Annotated in this window: 10 protein-coding genes; 5 read left to right on the plus strand and 5 right to left on the minus strand. The window is 61.6% G+C overall.

Annotated features, from left to right (window positions below):
• Positions 1-3 precede the first annotated feature (3 nt).
• Positions 4-537, plus strand: a complete 534-nt coding sequence (locus BXA01_RS01575; protein WP_016774826.1) for a hypothetical protein — start codon at positions 4-6, stop codon at positions 535-537.
• Positions 538-621: 84 nt separating this feature from the next.
• Here the strand turns inward: BXA01_RS01575 and BXA01_RS01580 are convergent, their stop codons facing one another.
• From BXA01_RS01580 to BXA01_RS01600, 5 genes are all read right to left on the minus strand, one after another.
• Entirely contained in the window at positions 622-915 is a 294-nt protein-coding gene (locus tag BXA01_RS01580) for a hypothetical protein (protein WP_039761510.1), read from the minus strand.
• A 183-nt stretch (positions 916-1,098) separates the two neighbouring features.
• Positions 1,099-2,442: a cation:proton antiporter gene (locus tag BXA01_RS01585; RefSeq protein ID WP_076562795.1), complete on the minus strand. Its 1,344-nt coding sequence runs from the start codon at positions 2,440-2,442 to the stop codon at positions 1,099-1,101.
• Positions 2,443-2,484: 42 nt separating this feature from the next.
• Positions 2,485-3,096, minus strand: coding sequence for a Yip1 family protein (locus BXA01_RS01590; RefSeq protein WP_076562797.1), 612 nt, complete (start codon positions 3,094-3,096; stop codon positions 2,485-2,487).
• Between the two features lie 87 nt (positions 3,097-3,183).
• Positions 3,184-4,041: a glucose 1-dehydrogenase gene (locus BXA01_RS01595; RefSeq protein ID WP_016774822.1), complete on the minus strand. Its 858-nt coding sequence runs from the start codon at positions 4,039-4,041 to the stop codon at positions 3,184-3,186.
• A gap of 208 nt (positions 4,042-4,249) precedes the next feature.
• Positions 4,250-5,404, minus strand: a complete 1,155-nt coding sequence (locus BXA01_RS01600) for a MalY/PatB family protein (protein ID WP_076562800.1) — start codon at positions 5,402-5,404, stop codon at positions 4,250-4,252.
• 351 nt (positions 5,405-5,755) lie between these two features.
• Here BXA01_RS01600 and fdnG point away from each other — a divergent pair, with 351 nt between their 5' ends.
• The 4 genes from fdnG to fdhE are packed head-to-tail and all read left to right on the plus strand — an operon-like array spanning position 5,756 to position 11,349.
• On the plus strand, positions 5,756-8,821 hold the full coding sequence (gene fdnG / locus BXA01_RS01610; protein WP_157115948.1) for a formate dehydrogenase-N subunit alpha: 3,066 nt from the start codon (positions 5,756-5,758) through the stop codon (positions 8,819-8,821).
• Positions 8,822-9,757, plus strand: coding sequence for a formate dehydrogenase subunit beta (fdxH, locus tag BXA01_RS01615; protein WP_016774818.1), 936 nt, complete (start codon positions 8,822-8,824; stop codon positions 9,755-9,757).
• Positions 9,754-10,419: a formate dehydrogenase subunit gamma gene (locus BXA01_RS01620; protein WP_076562806.1), complete on the plus strand. Its 666-nt coding sequence runs from the start codon at positions 9,754-9,756 to the stop codon at positions 10,417-10,419. The genes fdxH and BXA01_RS01620 overlap by 4 nt, the downstream gene beginning before the upstream one ends.
• A gap of 3 nt (positions 10,420-10,422) precedes the next feature.
• Entirely contained in the window at positions 10,423-11,349 is a 927-nt protein-coding gene (gene fdhE / locus BXA01_RS01625) for a formate dehydrogenase accessory protein FdhE (RefSeq protein WP_076562808.1), read from the plus strand.
• Positions 11,350-11,648 lie beyond the last annotated feature (299 nt).

Here is an 11,648-nt window from a genome sequence, read left to right on the forward strand (position 1 = left end):
CTCTTGTCACGCATATTGACCCAGCCAAGCGCCGTTGAAGAAGCCTTGGCCGAACACGACGCCAAGATGTTTGGCTCACCCAAGGAGCGCCTGGATTTCTATCGCCGGGAAATCCAGTACGAAACCAGCATCCTTGCCAACCGCACAGACGCCTACCTGGCGGCGCAGTCGTTTCTGGTGATCGCTTTCGCCTCGTGCATGGCCAACCTAAATCCCGAGTGGGGCAAGATGTTCACCCTTGTCGTGCCGCCGTTTCTGGCCCTGCTTGGCGTGCTCAGCTCACTGAACGCCTGGCCGGGGATTCGCGCGGCTTACGACATCATTGATCACTGGCACTTCAAGCAGAGCCAGTTGCTGCACAGCGAGCCGGTAATGGGCGCGGCGTATGACGAGTCACCACTGTTCAGCGAGATGGAATCGAGCCACAAGGGCTATCGCAAGTCGCTGCTGTTCTCAGTGCGCACGCCTTGGATTTTCGCGACGTTCTGGGTGATGTTGGGGGTGTATGCGGTGTTTATTCAGGTGACCAATCCGTGAACAGATTGGTCGGCAGGTGGGGGAGGTCTTAAGCTTCGATCGGTTTTCCCCCTCACTGGCCGGAGTGAGGGGGCTGGTAACTTATTAAGCGGTTTCCAGCTCACGCCGCGGCGTAACAGCATTCTGCACCGCCGCCGGGATCGGCGGGAAATCCTCATTCAGCACACACAGATGATCAATCGCATCTTCAAACTTCGCATCGGCTTTCTTGCGCAGTGCCCGGTATTGCTCAAAGCGTTCGAAGTCGGTCGGCGTCTGTTCCAGCAGCGCGTTGGCCGCTCGATTCAGTTCGTGGGCTTCTTCGAACAGTTGACGATTGCGTTCCAGAGCCAGTGCTCTGCAAGCCTTGATTTGCGCAGGAGTCGAGCATTCGTTCATGACCGTGACCTTGTTTGTGTCGGGGTTCCGTTTAATAGGCTGTTCACCGCAGGGGAACCGAACCTGCCGGGCCGCGCTGATGATTGGCGCGGTTAAAGTTGTGACCCTTGGGTCGCGCCCGGCGATCCATTTTTTTGCAGAAAAATCTTCGATGATTTCCAGCCAAGCGCAGCGGTTGAAGAATCAGCTTTTTCGTTGCTTCAGACTCTCATAGCGCGCCAACATCGGCTGTGTGCTGATGCCATGCAGCAGGATACTCAGGGCCACCACCGACAACGTGATGTCGGTACAGACCTTGGCCACGTCGGAATCGAGGCCATGGTTCAGGGCGAAGAACAGATAGAACAGGCTGCCGATGCCACGAATGCCAAACCAGCCGATCAACAAACGCTGCGGTCCGCTGAGCAGATTGCCCCACGGCATCAGCGCCACGCTCAGTGGACGAATCAGACAGAACAGCACGGCGCCGATCCACAACGCCCGCCAGTCCCAATGCGCAATCAGCACGACACCGAGCAGAGTCACCAGAAACACTTCCATCGCCCGCTCGACCAGACTGCCGAACGCCAACATGTCACCCATCATGATCCCGGCCGCGACCTGGCTGTCTTCCAGCTTCTCTGTGTCGCCATGCACGGCGTTCTGTGGCTCGACGTTCTGATGACCGACCACCGGTTGCACCAGATGCTCGGCAGGTGCCTGGGTGATGCCCGTGGATTTGACTTCCTCCTGACGCAGGCCGAGGCCGGCAGCGAAAACCGCGAGAAAGCCGTAGCCGCCAATGGCGTCGGCCACCACGTAGGACAACGCGATCAGCGCGAGAGTCAGGTAATCGTTGGGGCCGAGGGTGCTGTCCTCGTTGTGAATGCGTAGTAACAGAGCGATGCGGCCAATGCCGCGCCCCATCCAGTAACCGGTGAGCAAACCCGCCGGCACCGCCCACAACAGACTGCGAAGCACCCAGTGCTGCCATTCGCCAGCGCTGCCGTCACCGTGCAGCAACAGCAGACCGAAAATCACGAAAGGGAAAGCCACGCCATCATTGAGCCCGGCTTCACCGGAGAGGCCGAAGCGCACGCTGTCGACGTCCTGCGCATCATTGACCTGCACCAGTGCGGCGAGCACCGGGTCGGTCGGGGCCAGAATCGCGCCGATCAGCAACGAAGGCCCCCACGGCAATTGCAGGCCCCAGTGCAACAGCAGACACACGCCGATGATGCTCAGAATCATCACCGGCCCGGCCAGACCAAAAGCGATGCGCCAAGTCTTGTTGCCCAGCGGCAGACGCAACTTCAAACCGCAGACGAACAAAGAAAAGAGCACCGCGACTTCCGTCAGGTGCTCCATCCACAACGACGATTCCTCCAGCGGCAATTGCAGCAGGTCGAGGCCGCTTGGGCCGATGGCGATGCCCAGCAGCAGGCACACCGCTGAAGTGGTGACCGGCATCCAGCGCAACCATGACGATGTCAGGGCCAGCGTTAGCAGCACGGCGCCGAGCACCGCGACCCATATGCCGAAACTCATGACCGCTCACTTCGGTGAATTCTCAAGGACAGGCGCACCGGGTCAGCTCACGGTCGTGCGCAGGTATTCGGGGATGAGCACGTTGAACCACAGCAGAATCATCGACACCAGCATGGTCACCAGCACCAGCAGGCCAACGCCCCACACGCACGCCGAATACAGCAGGCCTTGCTCCTTACGCTCATGCATGAAGGTCGGCAGGCCGACGAACAGCAGAAACGTCGAATAGATCGACGCGGCGCCGAGAACCAGAATCGCCAGCCAGCGGCTCGGGTACAGCCCGGCGATGCCGGCGAGGAAAAACGGCGTCACCGTGTAGGCGGCAAAACCGATGCATTGATTGAGCGTTGGCCGCGCATCGAATGATCGCGACATCCAGCGAATGAATCCGCCGATAAGCGCCACACCGGCGACAATCGTCACGTACAGCAGCACGCTCAGTTGCAGGGCGCTGGCCGTGCTCAGGCGCACGTTCTCGCCCGCGGCGAGGCTCCAGCCGACTTGAGTGGTGCCGATGAACAGGCACACGGCCGGGATCAGCGCGAGCAGCAGCAGATGCGCGAGATAGTGGCGGGGATGGGTTTCTTCTTCGCGGCGGATATCGGTCCAGGCGAAGTTGGGTTGGGTGAAGAGTCTGACGAGGGGGGCGGACATGACAACCTCCTGTTCCTGTTGGCCCGTAGGCGCTTACAGGTATGGAGGGATGCCATGCCGCTCGGGTTCAGTTTTTCTGCTGCACGGTTACAGCATCGGTTTGCCGCCGGTCACGCCGTAGCGCTGGCCGGTGATGTAGCTGGCTTCGTCGGAGGCCAGCAGCACATAAATCGGTGCGACTTCCACCGGTTGGCCGGGACGGCCGAGCGGGGTGCTGCCGCCGAAGTTCTGTACTTCTTCGTCGGGCATGGTCGAGACGATCAGCGGTGTCCAGATCGGGCCAGGGGCGACGCTGTTGACGCGAATCTCCTTCGGCCCGAGCATCTGCGCCAGGCCACCGGTGAAGTTGGCGATTGCGCCTTTGGTGGTGGCGTAGGCCAGCAGAGTCGGCTTGGGCATGTCCGAGTTGACCGAGCTGGTGTTGATGATCGACGAGCCGGGGCGCATGTGCTTGATCGCCGCCTGGCAGATCCTGAACATGGCGGTGATGTTGACGTCGAAGGTCATCACCCATTCGTCATCGGGGATTTCCTCGAAGTTTTCGTGGGTCATCTGGAACGCGGCGTTGTTGACCAATATGTCGATGCGGCCAAAGCGCTCGACAGTTTTGTCGACCAGCGCTTGGCACTGTGCTTTCTCGGCGATATCGCCCGGCAGCAGGATGCACTGACGCCCGGCCTGCTCGACCCAGCGTGCGGTTTCCTTGGCATCCTCGTGTTCATTCAAGTACGCCACGGCGACGTCGGCACCTTCACGGGCGAAGGCAATCGCCACCGCGCGACCAATGCCGCTGTCGGCGCCGGTGATCAGCGCGATCTTGCCGGCGAGGCGGCCGGAACCGACGTAACTTTGCTCGCCGCAGTCTGGATACGGTTCCATCTTGCGTTGCGAGCCGGGCACCGGTTGGGCTTGTTTCGGGAAGGGTGGTTTTGGATAGTCAGTCATCGCAGGGTCTCCTGATTTCAAGGCCAGTGTTCCGGGTTGACCCGGTGGCTTTGCCTTGAGTTCGATCGGATTTGCGCTGGATGGACAGACTGAATCGAACAACTGTGGGAGCTGGCTTGCCAGCGATTGCGGTGCCACAGACAACATCCATGTTGCATGTGAGGCCGTCATCGCTGGCAAGCCAGCTCCCACAAGGGGCAAGGTGTTCTCAGGTGTTGCGGCTGGCCAGCGCCCGCTCCATCCGCGCAATCCCTTCTTCGAGCAACGCCCTCGGGCAACCGAAGTTCAAGCGCACGAACTGCTGATGCTGGTCACCAAAATCGAGCCCGGCACTCAGCCCGACCTTGCCCTGTTCGAGGAAGAACCGCTGCGGATCCGGCAGGTCCAGCGCGGTGCAATCGAGCCACGCCAGATACGTGCCCTGCGGCACATTGATGGTCACGCCCGGCAGGCGCGTGCGCACTGCGTCAACCAGCCAGTCGCGGTTGGCCTGCAGGTAGATTTTCAATTCCGCGAGCCAAGGCCCGGCTTCGCTGTAGGCGACGCGGGTGGCTTCCATGCCCAGCGGGTTGACGCTGTCGACCATACCGCAGCGGGCGTGGTTGACGCGTTCGCGCAGGGCGGCGTCCTGGATGATCATGAACGAGGTCTTGAGGCCGGCGATGTTATAGGCCTTGCTCGCCGACATCAGGGTGATCGTGCGTTTGGAAATTTCCGGACTCAGCGATGCGGTGGGAATGTGCACGCGGCCGTCGAAGCACAGTTCGGCGTGAATCTCGTCGGAGATGATCCACGCGTCCTGCGCTGCGCAGATATCCGCCACTGCCTGCAATTCTTCGCGGGCGAAGACCTTGCCGATCGGGTTGTGCGGGTTGCTCAACAGCAGGGCGCCGCCGCCTTTCAGTGACTCGCGCAGTGCGTCCAATGGCGTGGCGTAAGTGCCATCGGCCTGGGCTTCGAATTGCAGCTCGACCTTGTTCAGGCCCCAGTGGCCCGGCGCATGGCGCAGCGGCGGATAGTTCGGCACTTGCACGACGACATTCTGCTGCGCCTGGACCAACGCCTTGAGGGCCATGTTGAATCCCGATTCCACGCCCGGCAGGAAAATCAGCTCCTGCGGTTTGACCTGCCATGAATACTTGTTCCACAGGTCGGCGACGATGGCTTCACGCAGGTTGTCCTGGGCCACGCTGTAACCGAGCAGCGGGTGCAGCAGGCGCTGTTGCAAGGCTTCGACGATGACCGGCGGCGCGGCGAAATCCATATCAGCGACCCACATCGGCAACACATCCGCCGGGTAACGGCTCCACTTGGTGCTGCCAGTGTGGTGGCGGTCGAACAGCTGATCAAAATCGAAAGTCATGCGCGGTCTCGGGGCGGCGGGTGGTTCGTGGGCGCCATGATAACTCGTGGCCCGGGCGGGGCACATAAATCCTGACGGCAACCTCATAACCCTGTGGGAGCTGGCTTGCCAGCGATGGCGCCGGCACAGTCGGCATAGGTGTTGCTGACCCACCGCAATCGCTGGCAAGCCAGCTCCCACAGGGATTGGGGTGCATAGCAAATTCTGCGCCCAGACACCCGACGGTCGGTTTTCACACAATCGGCAAGGTCTTTGTCTACAGTGAAAAAGTCGGCGCCAAGGCGTCGCAACCGTGATTGTCCAGATAAAGCCCGGCACAAGTACCGGGTTCCACCTGATCAGGAGTGCACGATGGATCTCAGCCGTCGTCAGTTCTTCAAGGTCGCCGGTATCGGCCTTGCAGGCTCAAGCCTGGGCGCGTTGGGCATGGCCCCGACGGCGGCCTTCGCCGAGCAGGTGCGTCACTTCAAGCTCGCCCACACCCGTGAAACCCGCAACACCTGCCCGTATTGCTCGGTCGGTTGCGGTTTGATCATGTACAGCCAGGGCGATGCCGGCAAGAACGTGGCGCAAAACATCATTCACATCGAAGGCGACGCCGACCACCCGGTCAATCGCGGCACGCTGTGCCCGAAAGGCGCGGGCCTGCTCGACTTCATTCACAGCCCCGGCCGCTTGCAGTACCCGCAAGTGCGCAAGCCTGGCAGCAATGAATGGACGCGCATCGGCTGGGACGAAGCCCTCGATCGCATCGCCGACCTGATGAAGGCCGACCGCGACGCCAACTTCATCGAGAAAAATGCCAACGGGCAAACGGTGAATCGCTGGCTGACCACCGGTTTTCTCGCGGCATCGGCGGCATCCAACGAAGCCGGCTACATCACTCAGAAGGTGATTCGCAGCCTCGGTCTGCTGGGGTTCGATAACCAGGCGCGTGTCTGACACGGCCCGACGGTGGCAAGTCTTGCCCCGACGTACGGCCGTGGTGCCATGACCAACACCTGGACCGATATCGCCAACGCGAATCTGATCCTGGTGATGGGTGGCAACGCAGCAGAAGCGCATCCGTGCGGCTTCAAATGGGTGACCGAGGCCAAGGCGCATAACGCTGCGCGGCTGATCGTGGTCGACCCGCGTTTTACCCGGACCGCTTCGGTGGCCGACTATTACGCGCCGATCCGCACCGGTACCGACATCGCCTTCATGGGCGGGTTGATCAATTACCTGCTGACCGAAGACAAGATCCAGCACGAATACGTGCGCAATTACACCGACGTGTCGTTCATCGTCAAAGCCGGTTATGGCTTCGAAGACGGCCTGTTCAGCGGCTATGACGCGGAAAAACGCAGCTATACCGACAAGTCCGGCTGGGGTTACGAATTCGCCGAGGACGGTTTCGTCCGCGTCGACCCGACCCTGCAAGACCCGCGCTGCGTTTATCAACTGATGAAGCAGCATTACAGCCGCTACAACATCGACCTGGCCAGCCAGATCTGCGGCATGCCGGTCGACGCGATGCAGAAAATCTGGGAAGAAATTGCCACCTGCTCGACACCGGGCAAGACCATGACGATTCTCTACGCCCTCGGCTGGACGCAGCACTCGATCGGCGCGCAGATCATCCGCAGCGCGGCGATGGTGCAACTGCTGTTGGGCAACGTTGGCATGCCCGGCGGTGGCGTCAATGCGCTGCGCGGACACTCGAACATCCAGGGCCTGACCGACCTCGGCCTGCTGTCCAACGCCTTGCCCGGCTACCTCACGCTGCCCAGCGACAGCGAGCAGGACTATGGCCAGTTCATCTTCAAACGCACGCAGGTTCCGCTCAGACCGGGGCAGCTTTCGTACTGGCAGAACTACAGCAAATTCCACGTCAGCCTGATGAAATCCTGGTACGGCGCCAACGCCACCGCCGAGAACAACTGGCTGTTCGACCATTTGCCGAAGCTCGACATCCCCAATTACGACGTGCTGAAAATGTTCGACCTGATGAGCCAGGGCAAGGTCAACGGCTACTTCTGCCAAGGCTTCAATCCGATCGCTGCGTTACCGGACAAGAACCGCGTGATGGGCGCATTGGCCAAGCTCAAGTGGCTGGTGGTGATGGACCCTCTGGCCACGGAAACCTCGGAGTTCTGGCAGAACGTCGGGCCGTACAACGACGTGAAAACCGCCGAAATCCAGACCGAAGTCATTCGCCTGCCGACCACCTGTTTCGCTGAAGAGGACGGCTCGCTGGTCAACAGCAGCCGCTGGCTGCAATGGCACTGGAAAGGCGCCGACGGCCCCGGCGAAGCGCAGACCGACATTCGCATCATGAGCGAATTGTTCCTGCGCCTGCGCCAGCGTTATCAGAGCGAGGGCGGCAAGTTTCCTGATCCGCTGCTGAAACTGTCGTGGCCGTACAAGATCCCCGACGAGCCTTCGCCGGAAGAACTGGCGCGGGAGATCAACGGCACCGCCGTCAGCGATTTCACCGATGCCAGCGGCGTCACGGTCAAGGCCGGTACGCAACTGGCCGGCTTCGGTTTGCTCAAGGATGACGGCAGCACCGCGTCTGGCTGCTGGATTTTTGCCGGCAGCTGGACCGAAGCCGGCAATCAGATGGCGCGGCGCGATAACGCCGATCCATTTGGCATGCACCAGCATCAGGGCTGGGCGTGGGCGTGGCCGGCCAATCGGCGGATTCTCTACAACCGCGCTTCGGCGGACCCGGCGGGCAAACCGTGGGATCCGAAAAAGCGGCTGGTGTGGTGGAACGGCAAGGCCTGGACCGGCACCGACGTCCCTGACTACAAGGCCGACGTGCCGCCGGAAGCCGGGATGAATCCGTTCATCATGAACCCCGAGGGCGTCGCGCGGTTCTTCGCCGTCGACAAGATGAACGAAGGCCCATTCCCTGAGCACTACGAGCCGTTCGAAACGCCGATCGGCATCAACCCGCTGCACCCGCAGAACAAGAAGGCCACCAGCAACCCGGCGGCGCGGATCTTCGATTCGGTCTGGGAAACCCTCGGCGAAGCCAAGGACTTCCCGTACGCCGGCACCAGTTACCGGCTTACCGAGCATTTCCACTTCTGGAGCAAGCACTGCAAGTTGAACGCGATTGCCCAGCCCGAGCAGTTCGTCGAAATCGGCGAAGTGCTGGCGAACGAGAAGGGCATCGCTGCCGGTGATCGCGTGCGTGTCAGCTGCAAGCGCGGGTTTATCGAAGCGGTGGCGGTGGTGACGAAAAGGATCCGGCCGCTGCAGGTCAACGGCCAGGTCGTGCATCAGATCGGCATCCCGCTGCACTGGGGGTTCACCGGCCTGACGCGCCACGGTTACCTGACCAACACCCTCGTGCCGTTCCTCGGCGATGGCAACACTCAGACCCCGGAATCCAAGTCATTCCTGGTCAACGTGGAGAAACTGTAAATGGCCAGCCAAGACATCATTGCCCGCTCGGCCACCACCACCGTGCCGCCGTCGGTGAGGACTCAGCAAGGCGTCGCCAAGCTGATCGACACGACCAAATGCATCGGTTGCAAGGCCTGCCAGGTCGCCTGCTCGGAATGGAACGAGCTGCGCGATGAGGTCGGCCACAACCACGGCACCTACGACAATCCGCAGGATTTGACGGCGGATTCGTGGACGCTGATGCGCTTCACCGAGCACGAAACCGACGCTGGCAATCTCGAGTGGCTGATCCGCAAGGACGGCTGCATGCACTGCGCCGAGCCCGGTTGTCTGGCCGCGTGCCCGAGCCCCGGGGCGATCATTCAGCATGCCAACGGCATCGTCGATTTCGATCAGGACCACTGCATCGGTTGTGGCTATTGCATCACCGGTTGCCCGTTCAACATTCCGCGCATTTCGCAGAAGGATCACAAGGCCTACAAATGCACACTGTGTTCCGACCGGGTGGCGGTGGGGCTGGAGCCGGCCTGCGTGAAAACCTGCCCGACCGGCGCCATCGTCTTCGGCACCAAGGAGGACATGAAAGAACACGCCGCTGAACGCATCGTCGACCTGAAGAGCCGTGGCTTTGAAAACGCTGGTTTGTACGACCCGGCAGGCGTCGGCGGCACCCACGTGATGTACGTGCTGCACCACGCTGACACGCCAAAAATCTACGCCGGGTTGCCGGATCACCCGGCGATCAGTCCGCTGGTGGGCTTGTGGAAAGGCATCAGCAAACCCCTCGGGCTGCTGGCGATGGGCGCGGCGGTGCTGGCCGGGTTCTTCCACTACGTGCGCATCGGCCCGAATCGTGTCGAGGAGGATGAACATCCGACGCCACCCGACACCTCGGTGCACGTGGTCGACCCGGCGGTGCACACCTTCGATCCACGCGGGGAGGAGCGGCCATGAGCAACAAGACGATCCTGCGTTACAGCGCCAACCAGCGCACCAATCACTGGCTGGTGGCGATCCTGTTTTTCATGGCCGGGTTGTCCGGGCTGGCGTTGTTTCATCCGTCGCTGTTCTGGCTCAGTAATCTGTTCGGCGGCGGCACCTGGACGCGGATTCTGCACCCGTACATGGGCATCGCCATGTTCGTGCTGTTCCTCGGCCTAGTGTTCAGCTTCTGGCGCACCAATTTCTTCATCGCCAATGACCGCCAGTGGCTGCGGCGGATCAACCGGGTGATGGTCAACGACGAGGAAAGCGTGCCGCCGGTGGGCAAATACAACGCCGGGCAGAAGTTGCTGTTCTGGACTTTACTGCTGTGCATGCTCGCGTTGCTGTTCACCGGGCTGGTGATCTGGCGCGCGTGGTTCAGCGCGTACTTCGGCATCACCACCATCCGCTGGGCCATGCTGTTGCATGCACTGGCCGGGTTCGTGCTGGTGCTGAGCATCATCGTGCACATCTACGCCGGTTTGTGGATCAAGGGTTCGGTCGACGCCATGTTGCATGGCTGGGTCAGCCGGCCGTGGGCGAGAAAACACCATGAACTTTGGTACCGCGAGGTGACCCGCGACGAACACCCTCGGGGCGTGCCCGAGCGACCGCTGACGAAAAAGGGCTGACTTTTGCCAAGCATTCTTGAACCTGGGGAAATCGAGGCGGCGGCCAGTTCGCCGCCGTTTCTGCATCTGCCGCCACGTAACCTGTTTGCCCTGCGCGCTGAGCGCTTTGAGCGTCTGGCCGAGGGCAACGGGTTGGCGGATTATCTGCGGCTGATGGCCGGATTGTGCCGGGCGCAGCAGCAGGTCTTCGACGATCCGCCGCTCACCGCGCCGTTTGATGCGCAGCGATTCGAAGCCTGTCAGCAACACGGTCTGCCACCATTCGCGGCAGATACCCTGGTGCGCGAAGATGCCTGGCAGCCGTGGCTGGACGCCTTGCTGCAGCACTATGCGCCAGCGCGTCAACCTGCAGTGATCGACGCGCTGGACAGTCTGCGCGCCGCAAGCCCCGGCCAGTTGCGCGCGTGGGCGGTGGCGCTGGTCAGCGGTCAGTATTCGCTGGTGCCGGCGGCGCTGGTGCCGTTTCTCGGCGCGGCGCTGCAAACCGCATGGAGCCACTGGCTGCTCAGTGTGCCAAATCTTCAACTCAAGCCTGGCGACAGCCTCAGCCAATGCCCGGCCTGTGGTTCGCCGGCCATGGCCGGGGTGATTCGCCATCGCGGCAAGCACAACGGTTTGCGCTATCTGGTGTGTTCGCTGTGTGCCTGCGAATGGCACGTGGTGCGGGTCAAGTGTGTGTATTGCGAGCAGAGCAAGGGCCTTGAATATCTGAGCCAGGAAGACGACCGGCACAGCGCCGAACAGGCGCCGCTGCGCGCCGAAGTCTGCCCGAGCTGCAACAGCTACCTGAAATTGCTCTACCTGGAGAACGACGCCGAAGCCGAAGCGTTGTCGGCGGATCTCGGCAGTTTACTGCTGGACATGCGGCTGGCCCAGGACGGCTATCAGCGCCTGGCGCCCAATCTGTTGCTGGCCCCGGGCGACGACTGACGAGAGCAAAACTGTGGGAGAGGGTGTGCTCCCACAGGTTTTTGTGGTGACCAACAATGTTCATTCCACCCCGAATCCCTGTGGGAGCTGGCTTGCCAGCGATTGGTCGGCACATCCACCGCCTTCTTTGACTGACCCACCGCAATCGCTGGCAAGCCAGCTCCCACAAGTCTATGTGCCGAATCACAAAGCCCGGTCAGCCCCCGATTTCCCTGTGGGAGCGAGCCTGCTCGCGAAGGCGTCAGGTCAGCCACATCCACATTGACTGACACACCGCATTCGCGAGCAGGCTCGCTCCC

Origin of the sequence: Pseudomonas sp. B10, assembly GCF_900156235.1 — a bacterium.
GTDB lineage: Bacteria > Pseudomonadota > Gammaproteobacteria > Pseudomonadales > Pseudomonadaceae > Aquipseudomonas > Aquipseudomonas siliginis.

Coding starts and splice junctions, on each gene's coding strand:
- BXA01_RS01580 (WP_039761510.1), bottom strand. CDS start 915: ATGAACGAATGCTCGACTCCTGCGCAAATCAAGGCTTGCAGAGCACTG.
- BXA01_RS01585 (WP_076562795.1), bottom strand. CDS start 2,442: ATGAGTTTCGGCATATGGGTCGCGGTGCTCGGCGCCGTGCTGCTAACG.
- BXA01_RS01590 (WP_076562797.1), bottom strand. CDS start 3,096: ATGTCCGCCCCCCTCGTCAGACTCTTCACCCAACCCAACTTCGCCTGG.
- BXA01_RS01595 (WP_016774822.1), bottom strand. CDS start 4,041: ATGACTGACTATCCAAAACCACCCTTCCCGAAACAAGCCCAACCGGTG.
- BXA01_RS01600 (WP_076562800.1), bottom strand. CDS start 5,404: ATGACTTTCGATTTTGATCAGCTGTTCGACCGCCACCACACTGGCAGC.
- fdxH (WP_016774818.1), top strand. CDS start 8,822: ATGGCCAGCCAAGACATCATTGCCCGCTCGGCCACCACCACCGTGCCG.
- BXA01_RS01620 (WP_076562806.1), top strand. CDS start 9,754: ATGAGCAACAAGACGATCCTGCGTTACAGCGCCAACCAGCGCACCAAT.